Origin of the sequence: Streptomyces sp. NPDC057623 (genome assembly GCF_042800355.1) — a bacterium.
Lineage (GTDB): Bacteria > Actinomycetota > Actinomycetes > Streptomycetales > Streptomycetaceae > Streptomyces.
Genome location: NZ_JBHVGZ010000009.1, coordinates 56,149 through 73,820 on the forward strand (window position 1 = coordinate 56,149; position 17,672 = coordinate 73,820).

Genomic DNA, 17,672 nt, shown 5'->3' on the forward strand with positions numbered 1-17,672 from the left:
GTGGCCCCTTCTTTTTTCTCCACCCCCCCCCGCCCTTTTCTGTTCTTTTTTTCTTTTTCTAGAAGGAAACCCCCCTTCCGTCCCCCCGCACCCGCCCCCCCGCACCCGTCGGCTGGGAATCGTCCGAGGCCACCGGGAATCGAGAAATACCTCGCGCGCGAGGAAATACAAATTACCGTCTGGTAAGTACGCGAAGGCGGGTCACCTCGATTCGAACAGCAGGGAGAACGGCCGCAGACCACGAAGAGGCCAGGAAGTCCTGTCAAGGGTCGGCGGGAAATTGAAATCTGTTCAGTAGTGCGCCGCAACCCCGCAGAGACGGTGTGATCAATCGATGAATGTTCGATGAACTCCGCAGCCGTGCGGTCGTATTACCTTCGCCACACATACGACGCTCGTGCACCGCATAACCCATGGAACAGCTAGCCTCTGGGCCCAACCGGAGGCGCAGACGTCTTGCCGACCTGCCGAATTACCAAACCTTTGCTTGACCGGCGCACCCTGGTGCTTTAGAAGTAAAGCAACTTTTGCGCATGCGCCGACACGCGCACATTGCGCTCCCGCGAAACAGGGGACCGACGCGGCCCCGCCACTCCCATTCAGCTTGTGAGGTACACGTCAATTCAGCGTTTGTCCGGTGGCCGGCCCGGCCGCTGGAAGGGAAAGGACCCGCGCAGGGCCGCGAGCGCGCCGGGTTAGCACCACTCAGTATTGGAGCGTCTATGGCCAGTGTCAGATCTCTCGCGGTGCGCGCCGTCGCTCATGCGCGCCGCCCGGTCGACGCAGGCTGGTCGGTATGGCCGCCCGCACGGTAGAGGCGCCGGTCGTCGGCGAACGAGGCGCGGTGATCAGCGTGGCCGTGCACGCCGGTGACCCGGTCAGCGGCGAGGGCGCCGTCGCCTGTCTGCGCTCCGTCCCGGGGATCACGCTGCTCCCGCCCGACCGCAGGTGCGAGGCCGACGTCCTGCTGGTCACGGTCCACCAGACCACCGAGGACGTGGTCTGCTGGATGGAACGCGCGGCCACCGAGTCGACCAACCCCGACATGCGCATCGTGCTCGTCGCCGGGACCATCTCCGAACACCACCTGATGCGCGCGGTCACCAGCGGGCTGGTGGCCTTTCTGCCACGCGAGGAAGCCGACCGGGACCGTGTGGTGAAGACCATCCGGGACAGCAGGCGAGACCGCGCGCTCGTCCCCGAGCAGATGGTCGGATGGCTGCTCGAACAGGTCCGGACGATCCAACGCACGGTGCTGGTGCCCAACGGCCTGACCGTCGGCGGTCTGCAGGAGCGGGAGGTCGAGGTGCTGAGGCTGCTCGCCGACGGCCTGGACACCGTGGAAATAGCGCAGCAGCTCAACTACTCGGAGCGGACCATCAAGAACATCGTCAGCGGCATGCTGACCCGGCTGAACCTGCGCAACCGCTCGCACGCGGTCGCCTACGCGATGCGCTGCGGAGCACTGTGAACCTCTGGGAGCGCTTCCACGCGATGTCCATGGAAGAAGGACGGGGATGACGAACACGGTGCCGGTGAAGCGCGGCTCACGCGCCACCCCTCCCGCGATGCCCGAGGGCGAGATCGAGCTGGCCGAACCACCGGTGCTCGGTGAGCCGGCGAGCGTGGAGTTCGGGTCGGCGCTGGCCTTCCTCCCCATGGGCCTGGGCTCGGCCGCGATGGCGGTGGGGCTCTCCATGGGCAACGGCTCGCCCACCACGTACATGATGTCCGGGATGATGGGCGTCTCCATGATCGCGATGAGCCTGACCCAGCTCGGGCAGGCGGGCCGGGAACGCAAGCGCCGGATGCGGGCCGAGCGCAGGGACTATCTGCGCTACCTGGCCCAGCTGCGCAAGCAGGCCAGGGACGCCGCGGGCGAGCAGCGGGCCGCCGTCTCCTGGGACCATCCCGAACCCGAGGACCTGTGGTCGCTGGCCATGAGCCCCCGGCTGTGGGAGCGCCGCGCCAGCCACGACGACTTCGCCCGGGTCCGGGCCGGGCTCGGCTCACGGCGGGCCGCCCTGCACTTCATCCCCCCGGAGACCAAGCCCGTCGAGGACCTCGAACCCCTCTCGGCGATCTCGCTGCGCAGGTTCATCAAGGCCCACCAGACGGTCGAGGGCATGGCCGTCCCCGTCTCGCTGCGCAACTTCAGCAGCGTCGAGTTCGCCGGGGACGGCACCCACGCGTACGCCCTGGTCCGGTCGATTCTCTGCCAGCTGGCCGTCTTCCACTCACCGGACGAGCTGCGTATCGCCGTACTCGCCGACGAGCGGGGCCGGGCGGACTGGGAGTGGGTGAAGTGGCTGCCGCACAACGCCCATCCGCGCGAGCACGACGCGGCCGGTGCGCTGCGGCTCGTCGCCACCGACCACGACGCCCTCATCGAGCTCCTGGGCCAGGACGTCAGCGACCGGCCAGACCACGACAAGTCGGAGGCGCCGAGCACGTCCGAGCCGTTCGTGGTGATCGTCGCCGCCGGCACCCAGATACCGACCGGCTCCCGGCTGCTCGGCGCCGGACTGCGCAACGTCGTCCTGCTCGACCTGACCGGCGCCATGACCGGCGGCTCGAAGGTGCTGCGTCTGACCACCCGCAAGGGAGAGGTGACCTTCCCGTCCGGCGACTCGACGGCGTCCGCGCGGGCCGACTCCCTGAGCCTGGCCGCGACCGAGAGCCTGGCCCGCTACCTCGCGCCGATGCGCTCCGGCGGGATCGTGGACCTGGTCGACGAACCGTTCGAGAACGACTTCGACCTGACCGCCCTGCTCGGCATCCGCGATCCGTGGTCGTTCGACGTGGCCTCGCAGTGGCGGCCGCGCACCCCGCAGCACTCCCGCCTGCGGGTGCCCGTCGGTGTGACCGAGGACGGCGAGATCGTCGAGCTGGACTTCAAGGAGTCCGCCCAGAGCGGCATGGGGCCGCACGGTCTGCTGATCGGTGCCACCGGCTCCGGCAAGAGCGAACTGCTGCGCACCCTGGTCATCGGCCTGTGCGCGACCCACTCCTCCGAGATCCTCAACCTGGTCCTGGTCGACTTCAAGGGCGGCGCCACCTTCCTCAACATGGAGAAGCTGCCGCACACCTCCGCGGTGATCACCAACCTGGCCGACGAGCTGCCGCTGGTCGACCGGATGCGCGACTCGCTCCAGGGAGAGGTGATCCGCCGTCAGGAACTGCTCCGCGAGGCCGGCTACCCCTCCCTCTTCGAGTACGAGAAGGCCAGGCTGGGCGGCGCCCGGCTGGCCCCGATGCCCTCGCTGCTCCTCATCGTCGACGAGTTCTCCGAACTCCTCTCCAGCAAGCCGGAGTTCATCGAGCTGTTCGTGATGATCGGACGCGTCGGGCGAAGCCTCGGCGTGCATCTGCTGCTCGCCTCGCAGCGACTCGACGAGGGCAGCATCCACAAGGTCGCCGGCCACCTCTCCTACCGGATCGCCCTGCGCACCTTCTCCTCCATGGAGTCGCGCAGCGTCATCGGCATCACGGGCGCCTACGAGCTGCCCTCGGCGCCGGGCCACGGCTATCTGAAGATCGACACCACCAACCTCGTCCGGTTCAAGGCCGCCTACGTCTCCGGGCCCTGTCCGCAGCCGCAGATCCGCGCCGCCACGGGCGACGACCCGAGCGGCCCGGCCGCCGAGATCGTCCCCTTCGGCCTGGAGCAGCGGCCGCCGCTGCAGGCCGGTTTGGCGTCCACCGACGCGGATCAGGCCCAGGACGCGGACGAGCCGTCACCCGACGAGGAGCAGTCCGAGAGCTCCGAGAGCCTGCTCGACGTGCTGATCGACCGGCTCAGCGACGCCGGCCCGCCCGCCCGCCAGGTGTGGCTGCCGCCGCTGGACGAGTCGCCGAGCCTCGACCAGCTACTGCCGGGCATCGTGCCCGACCCGCTGCGCGGGATGAGCGCGAGCGACTACCCGGCGCTCGGCGCCCTGAAGGTACCGCTCGGCATGGTGGACCGGCCCTACGAGCAGATACGCGAACTCCTGGTCGCCGACCTCTCGGGGGCCGACGGACACGTCGGCATCGCGGGAGCACCGCAGACCGGCAAGTCCACCCTGCTCCGCAGCCTGATCCTCTCGCTCGCCCTGACCCACACACCGGAGGAGGTCCAGTTCTACTGCCTGGACTTCGGCGGCGGCGGCATCGTCTCGGTCGCGGGTCTGCCGCACGTCGGCTCGGTGGCCACCCGCCTGGAGCGCGACCGGGTGCTGCGCACCGTCGAGGAGATGACCCAGGTACTGGAGACACGCGAGGAACGCTTCACCAGCCTGGGCCTTGAGTCGATGGCCGCCTACCGCGCGCTGCGCAGGAGCGGGCAGATCGACGACCCGTACGGCGATGTCTTCTTCGTGGTGGACGGGTGGGGCACCCTCCGGCAGGACTTCGAGGAACTGGAGGACCGGGTCGCCGAACTGGCCTCCCGCGGCCTCTCCTTCGGCGTGCACGTGGTGGCCTCGGCGGTCCGCTGGTCGGAGATCCGCCCCAAGCAGCGTGACCTGATAGGCACCAAGCTGGAGCTTCGGCTCGGCGACAGCATGGAGTCTGAGGTCGGAACCCGTCAGGCCGCCGGAGTGCCCTCGCGCCCGGGGCGCGGTCTCACCAGTTCGAGCCACCACTTCCTGTCGGCGCTGCCCCGGCTCGACGGCTCGTCGGACATCGAGGACCTGACCAGCGCGACCAAGGCCGCGGCCGCGGAGATCGAGACGTTCTGGCCCGGCCGGTCGGCACCCGGCGTACGGCTGCTGCCCAGCAACCTGCCGGTGGACCAGCTGCCGCCGCCGGAGGGCGACATGCGGGCCTGCCTGGGCTGGGACGAGAAGCGCCTGCAGCCTGTCTGGCACGACTTCGCGAAGGTGCCGCACCTGATGACCTTCGGCGACGACGCCACCGGGAAGACCAACGCGCTGCGCCTGATCGCCAGGGCGATCACCGCCCGCTACACCTCCGACGAGGCGCGCATCCTGCTCGCCGACCCCAGCCGGCAGCTCCTGCGGGACGTCCCGCAGGAGTACCGCGCCGGCTACGCCGTGGGCACCGAGGCACTGGCGGAACTGGCGGCCAGCGCCGCGGTGTCGGTGAGCGGCCGGGTGCCCGGCCCCGACATCGCCCCCGAGCGGCTGCCGCAGCGCGACTGGTGGACGGGTCCGCGGCTGTTCATGCTCATCGACGACTACGACCTGTTCGCCACCGGCGGCGCCATGGACAACCCGATGACGCCCATGGTGCCGCTGCTGGCCCAGGCGGCCAACATCGGGCTGCACATCGTGGTCGCGCGCAGCACCTCCGGAGCGATGCGCGCCATGATGGACCCGCTGCTGCGCCGGATGTGGGAACTGGGCAGTCCGGCGCTGCTCCTCTCCTACCCCAAGGAGGAGGGCAAGTTCATCGGCGAGGCCAAGCCGCGCACCCTGCCCCCGGGCCGTGCGCAGTTCGTCACCCGGCGCGGTGTCGGGCTGCTTCAGACCGGGCTGGCGGCTCCGCCGTGAGCCGGCCCTCCGCCGGGCGCCGTACACCTGGCGCCCGGCGACCGCGCGCCGCACCGACCTTCCCCAGCGCATCGAACCCGCCCCGTTTTCCCCGTCTTTGCACCGCAGGAGAACCATGAGCACCGCCGCGTCGCCCCCATCCCGTACCGGGCACGGGGGAACCGTCGAGGTCTGCCGACTGACCGTCAGCGCGGCCAAAGGTCACACCGACCTCGCGGTGCCCGTCACCGCCACGGTGGCCACACTCCTGCCCGTCGTGCTGAAACCGTCCGTGAACGAGGAAGACCTCGGCGGCAGATGGGCGCTGCAGCGCCTCGGCGAGGCCCCGCTCGACCTGGACGGCACCCCGGAGACCCTGGGCCTGCGCGATGGTGACGTCCTGTATCTGCGGCCGAAGGACGACCTCCTGTCGGAGCTACGGTTCGACGACGTGGCCGACGGGGTGTCCACCGCGCTCAACGCCCAACGCGACCGCTGGCGGCCGGAACTGACCCGCCGGCTCTGCCTCGTCCTGGCCTGCCTGGCGCTGGCGTCCCTCGCCGCCGTGATCGTCACCACCCGGCCCCATCTGCTGACCACGCTCACCTGCGGCCTGCTCGCCGTGGGCCTGATCGTCGGCTGCGGGCTGGTCACCAAGAACCTGGAAGACCGGGCCATGGGGACCATCACCGGCCTGGGCGGGTGCCTGTTCGCCGCGCTGACCGGGCTGTCCGCGGTGGCCGGCCCCGCCGGGCTGTTCGCGCCCGGCCGGCTGGACGGGCTGCTCACCGCCGCGTTCACCGGGGTGGCGGCCGCCGCGGTCCTGGCCACCGGCCGGGTGCCGATCGCGGTGTTCGGCACCCTGCTGATGCTGGCGGGCACGGTGGAGGTCGGCTCGTTCCTGTCGATCGTCCTCGCCTGGGACGCCACCCGGGTCGCCGCGGTGCTCGCGGCGACCCTGTTCGCGCTGTCCCCGATCCTGCCGCGCCTGGCGCTGTTCGCGGCCAGGCTGCGCGTCGTGGAACTCCCGCACAACGCCGAGGAACTGCAGCAGGGCATCGACCCGCTGCCCGAACCCCTGGTCAACCGCCAGGCCGCGGCGGCGGACGGCTACCTCAGCGTCTTCTTCCTCTCCTCCGGCGTGGTCTTCATCGTGGCCTCCGCCCTGCTGGTCCAGGCCCCGAACTGGTCGGGCTGGGTCTTCGCCGCGGTGTTCAGCCCGGCCGTGCTGCTGCGCGCACGCGCGGTGGGCAACGCCTCGCAGCGCATCGCCCTGGTGATCGCCGGTGTGCTCGGCACGGTCCTGGTCCTGCTGTCCCGCACCCTGCACGCCGGCCCGGTGGCACAGGCCGGCACCATGCTCGGGCTGTTCGCCGTCGCCGCTCTGCTGCTGACCGGTGCCTGGCGACTGCCCGGGGCGCGGCTGCGGCCCATCTGGGGACGTCTCGGGGAGATCTTCGAGGGCCTCACGGCGCTCGCCCTCATCCCGCTGCTGCTGCAGGTCCTGAACGTGTACGCGTACTTCCGCTCGCTGGCCGGCTGAGGGGGCTGCGGTGCAGAATCGACGCGATCACGTCCAGGCCCACCGGTTCGCCGTCGGCCGGCTTGTGTCCGCCTTGCTGGCCGGTGATCCGGGACCCGTCGAGGTCCCCATGCGGCGGGGAAACCTCGGCATGCAGTTCGGCGCGCTGGTCGCCGTCCTGCTCGCCGCGGGCTTCGGGGTCTACGGTCTGATCAGCCCCAAGGAGAGCACGGCATGGCGCAATCCGGGGTCGATCATCGTGGAGGAGGAGACCGGCAACCGGTACCTCCTCCTCGACCAGCAGCTGTACCCCATGGCCAACTACGCCTCCGCGCTGCTGGTCGCCGGAGTCCGTGCCAAGACGGTCTCCGTCGCACGCGACACCCTGGCCGAGGTCCGGCGCGGCCCTCAGCTCGGCATCGTCGGCGCACCCGATGACGTGCCGCCCGCCACCGACCTGCTCTCCGGAGACCGCGCGGTGTGCCTGCCGCCGGGCAGCGCGAAGACGCTGGTGGACCTCGATCCGGCGGGCCGCTCCACCCCCGTTCCCCGCAACCAGCGGATCCTGCTCTCCGGGCCGGACCGCACGACGTACCTCGTGTGGAACAGCCGGGCGTACAAGCTGTCCCACGCCGAACTGGTCGCGCTCGGCATGGTGGCCCAGGAGACCGTCCGGGTCTCCTCGGCGTGGCTGGCCCAGCTGCCGTCCGGCGGGAAGCTGACCGCGCCGCGCATCCCGCAGGCGGGCTCCGCGGGCTCCTCGGTGGCCGGCGAGTCCGCGAAGGTGGGGCAGTTGTTCGAGACGACTGCCGCCGGCTCGCGCGAGATGTACGTGCTGCGGGCCGACGGCCTGGCCCCGATCAACCGCACCGAGTTCGCCCTGCTCAGCGCCGTACCCGGCGCCTCCACGCCGAGGCAGGTGACCACGGCGGACATCGCGGCGGCCCCCGCCTCACAGGACCGGTCGCTGCTGACCGCGGTGCCGGACCTCCTCTCCGGGCCGACGTTCAGCCCCGGCGGCTCGGCACTGTGCGTGCTGCAGAAGGCCGACAGCTCCAAGGGCGGCACGGTCGTGACCGAGCCCATCGCCGCCGGGCCGCGACCTTCCGGTCTGTTCGTGCCGCCGGCCAAGGGTCTGATCGTCGCGGCGGAGTCCGCGCAGGCGCCCGACGCCACGTCGCGGCTCTACCTGATCACCGACAGCGGGAAGAAGTACCCGTTCGCCGACACCGAGGCCCTCGCGGCGCTCGGATACGGCCGGGCCAAGGTGCGGACACTGCCCCGCCAACTGCTCGATCTCGCGCCCACCGGTCCGACGCTGGACACCACCACAGCCAAGACCGCCGTCTCGGCACGTGCCGGTTAGGGGGCGGGACATGGTGCAACTCGATCGCGGTTCGCGCAGCGGGGGCCGTGCCGGACTGGAGTGCCAGAGCATCGGCGGTGCGCTGCTGGTCCATCCCGCGGGGAAGGTCAACCCCCAGCTGCACGCCTTCGCGGGCGGACTGGCCCACGACCCCGAACACACTCTGGTCGTCGTCGACCTCCCGGAGGATCCGCCGGCCGAGGACTGGGAGGCGGTGGCCAGTCTGCTCAAGCGCCGAGGGCGTTCCTTCCGGGTGATCATCGGCCGGCCGAGCCGCGAGACCGCCATGACGGCCGGTCAGCTCCTGGCCGACCGGCTCGAACGGACCGTGCTCACCCCGGACGGCTGGGTGCTGCCCGCCGCCGGGGGTGTGCTGTTCGTGCCGGAGGCCGCAGGCTCCGGCTGGCTGGGCTTCCAGCCGCGTCGCTCGTCCACCTGGGCCCGGCTCGGGCCGCCCAAGCGCGCCCCGCAGGTGTCGCGCCGGTTCCCCGTGCCGAAGTGGGATCACGCCGTGCCGGAGTGCTCCTTCGCGACCGGCGCCAACGGTACGGCCGAACCCGTCCCCGGTGGCGTCTGGGTCAGGCGGACGGACCAGCCCGATGGCGAGCAGGACGTCCATCGCCGCCGGCTGGCGGCCTCCTTGCTCTGCCAGTCCGACCGGCTCGTCGTGGTACTCGGCTGCCCCGGTGGCGCGCACCTTTCGGTGGAGGACATCGAGCGGTTCTGGGGACGCGTCGCACCGGCCGCCCGGCCGTTGGTCCGCTTCACCGCCTACGGGCCGGTGGCCGTTCCGAAGGGCAGCGCGCTCGGTCAGGTACTGGCCGACCGGTTCGGCCAGCAGGTCACCGTCTACGCCGGGCTGCCGACGGTCGGCGAGCCGGGCACCGACGCTGCGCAGATCCGCGTACTGGCCACCGACGGTACGCCCGGCCCGCCCGCCTTCGTCCGCGAGCTGGTCTACCGGCCCGCGGCCGCCCCCGGCTCCGCGGCGCCGCCGCCCGAGCTGCGCGGCCGCCGCCGTCCGGCGGACGGCCTGCCCGAGGTCTCCCCGGGCGTGTACGAGTACGCGCCCGACGCCGTTGTGGAGGTCACCCAGAGCGGACTGTGGCTACGGCCACCGGCGGCTGCGGCCGACGCCCCGGCGGTGCACCGCGTCCCGGCCGACCCGGGCATGACGGTCATCCACTTCGACGCGGGCACACCGGAGTCCGCGGAGCGGATGCGGACCCTGGCCGAGGAGGTCCGGCAACAGCTCGATCCGGCGCTCGCCGAAAGCTGCCGAGTACGGCCCGCCCCGAAGCACGCAGCCGAGAAGAACTCCGGCGCGGCGCCCTCCCGGAGGGGTGGGGCGGGCGCGCCCGACGCTGCCGCTGGGGTGGCCGGGCCGGAGCAGGTGTCCTTGGCCGGCGAGCCTGCGCGGATGGCCGGCGTGAGTGAGGCTGGACCCGCTGCCGAAGCAGTGGCTGCCCCGCCGCGCCGGATCGAGCCTGCCGGTGGGGTTCCCGGGCCTGAGGGCAGGGCGTCCGGTCCAGCTGGGACCGCAAGTGGTGTACCCGGAGCCGACGGCAGGGTGTCCCGGCCTGTGGGCGTCGGCGTCGATGTGCCCGGTCCCGCGACCGGGCCGGCTGAGACCGCGAGTGAGGTGCCCGGGGCCGAAGGCGGAGCGTCCAGGCCCGCGAGTGAGGTGCCTGGAGCCGACAGCGGCGCGTCCGGAACCGAAGGCAGCGTGCCCGGTCCGGTACCGGCGCCGGTTGTCGGTGTACCAGGGCCTGCCGGCACGGCGCCGGAGCCCGCAGTGAGCCGATCCGAGGCCGCGGCCGAAGCGTCGGAGCCCACACCGGTGCCCGGTGTCAGCGAACCCGGGGCCGCACCCGCCGCCTCCGCACCCGTGCCCCCCGATGCTGCGGATCCCACCGATCCGGCCGCGTCCGGTGGGCGCCAGGCACAGGCGTCGCAGGCGTCCATACCCGCGCCCGCTCCCCTACGTCCGCGGTCCCTCCGGCTGGAGTCGGCCCCGCCTCCCGGGGCCCCGCCCGCCGAATCGGCCGAGGCCGCGCCCGCCGGTGCCGGCACCGTGGATCCCGAGCCCGTGGCAGACCCGGCGCCGCGAGCGGCGGCACCGCGACCGGCGGCCGCGTCCTCCCCGCCGCCTCCTCCGGCGGCCGCCCCCATGTCGCCCCGGGCCCCGACCCCGCCTCCGAACCCGGCAGCGGCCCCCGCTCCCCCGGACGCGCCTGCTCCCGCGCCGGCTCCCACGCCCGCGGCGCGGCCCAAGGCCCAGCGGCCGGCCGTACGCATGCAGCCCGTACCCGCGCCCGACGCCTGCGCCGTACCCCCGGAGCACGGAATCGAGCAGGAACGCACCTGGTTGCGACGGACGTTGAAGGAGCAGTACGACTCCGCCGCGAACCACGTGGCGCGGGTGCTGTCCGAGTCCCCGGGGCTGCGCGGTGGATCCAAGCAGTCGGCCGATGACGTGGTCACCGACCTGGTCGCGGTCCGGCTGTACCTGTCGGGTGGAACCGACCGGATCGACAGCGCGGTGCGCGGCGCGACCGTCGGCCCCCATGTGCCGCTGGCCCGCTGCGTGGCGTCGGGACTGCGCCGACTGCCGTCCTATCGCGGAGCCACACTGCTGCGCGCCACGCTGAGCGAGGCGGAGTGGCAGTGGTACGGCAAGCGCCGGCTCGTCACCGAATGGGCGTTCTGCTGCGCGCTGACCGCCGCGCATCCCGAGATGGCCGGCGACGTCGACGTACTGATCTGGTCGATGACCGCCCGCCGAACCGCCCTGCTGGACCCGACCGTTCCCGACCGGGTGCTCTACCTGCCCGGCACCAGTTTCAAGGTGCTCGGGGTGCGCGACGAGGAACGGCGCGTGCTGCTGCTACGGGAGCTGACGGGCCCGGAGATCGGCGCGGACGGGAGCGTCGACATCCGGCGCCTCCCGCTGGACGACCTCGCGATGGCAAGGCTGGAGCAGGCCGAAACCGAGTGGCGGGACGGCAAGCCCGTCGTACGGCTCCCGGCGGCGGCCCTCGGCTCCCTCCGCAATCCACCGGGGCTGATCGTGACCGGCCGTGGCGCCGGCACCGCACCACCCAGGAAGGGAACGACGCCATGACGAGGCAGGTCCTGCTGGTCTCCCGGGACCGTCCCGGCGCCTACCAGTCCATAGGCGAGGCACTGCGCGCCGCTTCGGATGGCGCGGTGATCACCGTGGCCGCGGGGACGTACGAGGAACCCCTGGTCATCACACGCATGGTGACCATCTCCGCCGCGAGCGGCGGGAGTGACGTGCGGATCCACGTAGGCTCGGGCAGCGCCGTCGTCATCGACACCGAGGCGGTGCAGCTCTCCGGTCTGACGATCTCCGGCGGGGACGACGACACGGCCGCCGTAGAGATCCGGCGCGGCGAGGCCGCACTCGACGCCTGCCGGATCACCGGTGCGGGGTGGACGGCGATCCTGGCGTGGCATCAGGGAACGCTGGTGGCACGTGACTGCCGGATCGACGAGGCGCAGGGCGCCGGCATCGTGGTGACCTCGCCCGGCGGCAACACGGTCGAGAAGACCGTCGTCAACGAGACCGGCTCGTCCGCGATCGTGGTCGCCGAGGGCGGGCGGCTGGCGGTCCGGGAGAGTGTCATCGACCGGGCGGGCGGCAACGGCATCTGCGTCAACGGCAACGGGCACGCGGAGGTCAAGGACACGGCGATCACCGCGAGCGGCAAACCGGCGCTGGTCGTCGAGCAGAACGGCGCGGCGACCGTGTCGGGCGTCACCGTGACCGAGAGCGCGAGCGTGGACGCGTACCTCACCGGCAAGGGCCGGATCACCCTCACCGGCTGCCGTTTCTACGGTGCCGGCGCGGAGTCGGTGCACATCGCCGGCGGTTCGGCCCCGCTGCTCAAGGGGTGCGGGGTCTCCGCCCCGGGCGGAACCGCCGTCCGGATCACCGGGAAGTCGCGGCCCCGGCTGGAGAACTGCGAGATCACGCGGGCGTCGGTGGGCGTAAGCGTGGAGGACGGCAGCACGGTCGCCCTCAAGCAGCTGGCCGTACGCGAGGCGGCCCAGGCGGCCGTGCTCGTCACGGAGGGTGCCGCCGTCGAGGCGGAGCAGCTGACGGTGGCGGAGGGCGCCGGCACGGGGCTGCGGGTGGCGGGCGGTGCCAGGGTCATGGTGCGGGACAGCGAGATCGCCACGGACCGGGCGAACGCGGTGGAGCTGGCCGAGAAGGGCACGGGCAGGTTCCAGGAGTTGCGCCTGCGCACCGCCGGTGGCTGTGGGTTCTCGCTGACCGACGGCTCCGAGGCGGAGGTCGTGTCCGCCCGGCTCCAGGGCTGCGAGGTCCTCGTCGGGAAGGACGCCGCGCTCATTGTGCGGGACAGCGAGATCGCCGGCTCCGGGACCGACGCGATCCGGGTGACCGGCGGCGGATCGGTCACGGCCATCGGGTGCCGGGTGCACAGTGCCCGCGGGCACGGCGTCAACATCCAGGCGACCGCTCGGGCCGAGGTCAGCAACTGTGTGATCTTCGACAACGCCGGGGACGGTGTACGCACCAACACCGAGGAGCCGGTCAGCGTCCGCGACTGCGAAGTGCGGGACAACGGCGGGCTTCAGGTGCACCAGCTGCGGGACAACCCGCAGTTCTCGGTCGGCAACCTGACCGGCGGCGACCGGCAGGACCAGTCCGGGCGTGCCGCTTCGAAGGGGCGGCAGCGGAAGGAGGACGGCGCCGAGCGGTCCGAGGCGTCGGAGACCGCGCAGCACACCGGCACCGGACCGCTCGCCGAACTCGACGCGCTGGTCGGGCTGGAGAGCGTCAAGCACGAGGTCACCAGCCTCATCAACCTCAACAAGATGGCCCAGCGCCGGGAGGAGATGGGCCTGCCCATGCCTCCGATGAGCCGGCACCTGGTGTTCGCCGGCCCACCGGGTACCGGCAAGACCACCGTGGCCCGGCTCTACGGCGCGGTCCTCGCCGAACTGGGCATCCTCAGCAAGGGCCACATCGTGGAGGTCGCGCGCGCCGACCTCGTCGCGCAGTACATCGGCGCCACGGCCATCAAGACCACGGAGGTCGTCACCAAGGCGATCGGCGGTGTGCTCTTCATCGACGAGGCCTACACGCTGACCAGCCAGGCCAAGGGAAGCGGCCCGGACTTCGGTCAGGAGGCCGTCGACGCCCTCATGAAGATGATGGAGGACCACCGCGACGAGATCGTGGTGATCGTCGCCGGCTACTCCGAGCAGATGGACCAGTTCCTGGCCTCCAACCCCGGTATGGCGTCCCGCTTCTCCCGCACCGTCGAGTTCCCCAACTACTCGGTGGACGAGCTGGTGACGATCGTCCGGGGCCTGTGCGGCAAGCACTACTACGAGCTCACCGATTCCGCGCTGGAGGGGCTCACCACCTACTTCGAGCGGATCCCGAAGGGGCCGACCTTCGGCAACGGCCGGGTGGCCCGCCAGCTGTTCGAGTCGATGATCAACCGTCAGGCGTCCCGGCTGGCCACTCATCCGCCCACCGCAGACTCGGAGTTCACGCGTCTGACGGCGGACGACGTGGAGAAGCCGCCCGGGGCGGAGCCCGCCGCGGCCGGTGCCGGGGGCGACCGGCAGCCGCAGGAGCCGCGCAGCAGCCGGCGCATCGCGAACCTGGTCGGCCTGGAGGCGGTCCGCACCTCGCTCCTCGAACGCCTCGCCGGGCTCACGGAGCTGCGCCGGCAGGGTCAGCCGGTCGCGGGGCTGATGAACCTCGTGTTCGCGGGCAAGGAGGGCAGCGGCCGCGGTGCCGTGGCCGGGTTGTACGCGCGGTGCCTCGCCGAGTACGGGCTGTTGGACACCGGCGCGGTGCACCGGCAGGCACTCTCCGAGTTCCCGGCGGGCTGGCGGGAACAGGCCGAGACGTTCGCAGCCGCCGTGTTCGACGAGGCCGCGGGCGGCCTGCTGCTGCTCGAACTCGACCAGGCCTTCCAGACCCGCCCGGAGTCGGAGCGCGCGGTCGTGATGAGTGCGCTGCGGGCGGCTGCGGACGGCAACGGCGAGGTGGCGCTGGTGCTGTGCGGCGAGGAGGCGCTGCTGGCGGAGGCCCTGAACGCGCGCCCGGGCTCCGAACTGGCTGCCTGCTTCGCCGAGTACCTGCCGTTCGCCGACTACTCCGGGGCGGAGCTGGCCGAGTTGTCGTGGCGTTATCTGACGGTACGTGGATTCACAGTCGACGCTCCTGTGCGCACCTCGCTCGTCGAGCATTTCACCGAGTCTCCGCCCCCGGCGGGCGCGTACGGGGCGCACCGTTTCGCCGAACGTCTGGCCGCGGCCGACTCCCCCGCGATCCGGCCGGCCGCCCGGACGGACGCCGCCGACACCGCCGACGCAGGGGCAGGAACAGGCGCAGGCGCAGGCGCAGGTCAGGTGCCTCCTGAAGAGGGCAGTCCGGCCATGGCGGAGGCGGGCGCGGGGGCCTGACGGGAGTCGCCGGGGCAACTATCGCTGGTGGACGGGGCAAGGGACGGCGAATGCGGTTCCTTCGGCCCCCGCCATTCGAGAAGGTATGACCAGGCGGTTCAAGAAGGAACCCGCACCAAGAACTGGAGGGCTCGATGGCGGGCAATATGACACAGGTCGACCTTGCTGGACTTCAAAAGGCCATCAACGTCTTCTCGAACGGCGTCGCCAACTTCGACGGCCAGTACAAGGCGATGTCCACGACGGTCGGCAACATTCAGGCCGTGTGGACCGGCCAGGCGTTCATGGCATTCGACCGGGCGCTGCAGAACTGGCTCGTCGACTTCAACAAGGTGATCACGGTCCTCAACGGCATGGAGAACGCCCTGAGCCAGAACACCAGCATCCTGACGCAGACGAACGAGGAGAGCATCCGGAAGGCCCAGCAGGCCGCCTCCGGGATCACCACCCCGACGCTCCCCGGGTTCTAGTAAGTCAGCATTTCAGACAGCTTTCACAGACAGCTTTCACAGACAGGAGAAGAACATGGCAGATTACAGTCTTCAGTTTGACGGCCTTGAGTCCGCGGTCACGGAGATGAGTCGCATTTCCACGCAGATCAACGACTTCCTGCAGGAACTGCAGAGCGGCACGATGCAGGCCATCACCGAGTGGGAGAGCGGCGCGCGCGACCTGTTCGACAGCCAGCGGAGCGTCTGGGCCACGGCCGCCAACGACATGACCGTGCAGGCCACCAACGCCCAGAATTCGCTCACCCAGATCATCGGCGAGTACGCCGCCGGTGAGAGGTCCGGCATCAACATCTGGAACCGCTGATGCCGGACACAGACTCCCTGAACTGGGACCCCAAGGAGGAGGAGCCGCCTCCCCCTCCTCTCAAGGAGTGGGACCCGACGACCTTCCACCCGCCGCACACGCGGTCCGGACCGGACCAGCACGACCCCCCGGCGCCGCCGGTTCCGGGTGGTTCCGGCAACGGGCGCAGGACCTCGGTCAACACGCCGTCCATGGAACTCTTCGCCGGTAACATGGACAGGCTCGCGGAGCCGGTGAAGCAGGCGTACCAGACGCTCGTCGACCTCCAGCGGGTCAATCCCGGGGCCTTCTACGACGCCTATGCGCTCCGGCAGTCCGCCTGTGGCGCCAACGGCGACACAGGGCTCCAGAACACATACCTCAAGATTCTCCACGATCTCGGTCAGGGTCTGACAGACATCAGTGCCGGCATGCGCCAGCTGAGTGCGAAGTACAAGACCACCGAGGAAGAGGCCAAGATGACGGCCGAGGATCTGAACAAGGCGATGCAGTCCGCTCAGAGCGACTTCACCAAGCTCGGTACTGGCGGATGAGAACAAACTATTCGGCTGCCTGTGGCGGCGTCAGGTGTCTCTGCACCTGACGCCGCTTTAGGCGTTTGCCCATACAGACACGAACGAGAGCGTCGACGTCATGGCAGACAAGAAGGACTACAACACCGGCAACACCACGCAGGCGGACGACAAGTCCGGGATCTTCGGCAACAACTCTGTCATGGGGTCGCCGAACGACTACGACACCTGGGACTGGAAGCAGATCGAGGCCGTCATCGTCGGCGCTTCCAACCTGGCGGACGGGCAGGAAGAGGACCGGGCGGGCGGCGTGGCCACTCCGCAGAGCCTCTACGACGCAGGTAACGCGTTCCAGTTCGTGCAAGATGTCCTGCAAGTGGTGTCGGAGAACCTCGTCGCGCAGGCCAAGGCGCTGGCCGGCACCACGGACGCGCCGTGGCAGGGCGCTGCGGCAGATTCCTTCATGACCATGATGGAGACCTTCTCCAAGCAGGTGGCCGCCAGTGCCAATGCGCTCTCCGGGGGCAGTATGGGCGCATCGGTCCCCCAGACCCTGGTCGACGCCGGTAACAATCTCGCGGTGGCCCAGGCGAACATCGTCGTCATCGACCACTGGTACGCGCAACAGGCGCTGGACCAGGGCATCAAGGCGATGAGCAACGGTCTCATTCCGGTCAGTCAGAACAAAGAGATCGTTCGCATGATGACGGAAGACATGCGGCAGGTACTGCACACACTGGCCAGACAGTATTCCGTCGAGACGCGCAATTTGAACCAGGTATCCACGACGAACATCACGTCTCCGCTCGGCAATACAATCGGCGATAACAAACAGCCGAACATCACCGACTATAAGCCACAGCAGAATCAAGTACCTGAGCCCATCAACCGCTACGGCGGCCAGAGCGTTTTCGGTAGTGACTTGAATCGCCGCGGGACACAGCAGAACATTCCGTTGCAAACGTACCAGATCCAGCGCAACCCGAACATCAATGGCGGGGGAGGGCAACCGAACAGGAATACTGGAAGCTGGAATGGCGGGAACACGGGGAACAATTCTCGCGATACTCAGGTGCGTAAGCTGCCGCCGAACACGCTTGACAACACGGGCGGGAACACGCTGCCGAACAGGAACTCCGTAAACCTGTCGACGGGCGGCGGAAACACCGGAAACAACACCCTCAACCCCGACACACAAGTACGCAAAATACCGCCCAACCAACTCAACACCACCACCGGCGGCGGCACACTACCCAACAGAAACTCCGTAAACCTGTCAACAGGCGGCAGGAATACAGGAAACACCTCCCTCAACCCCGACACACAAGTACGCAGACTGCCGCCGAACCAACTCAACAACACCGGCGGAAACACCCTGCCCAACAACAAAACCGTAAACCTGTCAACAGGCAGCGGAAACACCGGAAACAACACCCTCAACCCCGACACACAAGTACGCAAAATACCGCCCAACCAACTCAACACCACCACCGGCGGCGGCACACTAC

General features: G+C 70.3%; 9 protein-coding genes and 1 pseudogene. All 10 read left to right on the forward strand.

Annotated features, from left to right (window positions below):
• Positions 1-796 precede the first annotated feature (796 nt).
• A complete protein-coding gene (locus ACFU95_RS12560) occupies positions 797-1,471 on the forward strand; it encodes a response regulator transcription factor (RefSeq protein WP_383825791.1) in 675 nt (224 codons plus the stop codon).
• A 46-nt stretch (positions 1,472-1,517) separates the two neighbouring features.
• Positions 1,518-5,495 (forward strand): type VII secretion protein EccCa, encoded by a 3,978-nt coding sequence (gene eccCa / locus ACFU95_RS12565; protein ID WP_383825794.1) that lies wholly within the window; start codon positions 1,518-1,520, stop codon positions 5,493-5,495.
• Between the two features lie 115 nt (positions 5,496-5,610).
• A complete protein-coding gene (gene eccD, locus ACFU95_RS12570; RefSeq protein WP_383825797.1) occupies positions 5,611-7,017 on the forward strand; it encodes a type VII secretion integral membrane protein EccD in 1,407 nt (468 codons plus the stop codon).
• A gap of 10 nt (positions 7,018-7,027) precedes the next feature.
• Positions 7,028-8,362: a type VII secretion protein EccB gene (gene eccB, locus ACFU95_RS12575; RefSeq protein WP_383825800.1), complete on the forward strand. Its 1,335-nt coding sequence runs from the start codon at positions 7,028-7,030 to the stop codon at positions 8,360-8,362.
• Between the two features lie 10 nt (positions 8,363-8,372).
• Positions 8,373-11,486 carry a hypothetical protein gene (locus ACFU95_RS12580; protein WP_383825803.1) on the forward strand — a complete coding sequence of 1,038 codons (3,114 nt, stop codon included), beginning with the start codon at positions 8,373-8,375 and terminating at the stop codon, positions 11,484-11,486.
• Positions 11,483-14,836, forward strand: a complete 3,354-nt coding sequence (locus ACFU95_RS12585; RefSeq protein ID WP_383825806.1) for a right-handed parallel beta-helix repeat-containing protein — start codon at positions 11,483-11,485, stop codon at positions 14,834-14,836. The genes ACFU95_RS12580 and ACFU95_RS12585 overlap by 4 nt, the downstream gene beginning before the upstream one ends.
• A 134-nt stretch (positions 14,837-14,970) precedes the next feature.
• On the forward strand, positions 14,971-15,306 hold the full coding sequence (locus ACFU95_RS12590; protein WP_383825809.1) for a WXG100 family type VII secretion target: 336 nt from the start codon (positions 14,971-14,973) through the stop codon (positions 15,304-15,306).
• A gap of 55 nt (positions 15,307-15,361) precedes the next feature.
• On the forward strand, positions 15,362-15,652 hold the full coding sequence (locus ACFU95_RS12595; RefSeq protein ID WP_383825812.1) for a WXG100 family type VII secretion target: 291 nt from the start codon (positions 15,362-15,364) through the stop codon (positions 15,650-15,652).
• Positions 15,652-16,185, forward strand: coding sequence for a hypothetical protein (locus ACFU95_RS12600; RefSeq protein WP_383825815.1), 534 nt, complete (start codon positions 15,652-15,654; stop codon positions 16,183-16,185). The genes ACFU95_RS12595 and ACFU95_RS12600 overlap by 1 nt, the downstream gene beginning before the upstream one ends.
• A gap of 100 nt (positions 16,186-16,285) precedes the next feature.
• Positions 16,286-17,672, forward strand: a pseudogene (locus ACFU95_RS12605) (hypothetical protein); the annotation flags it as partial.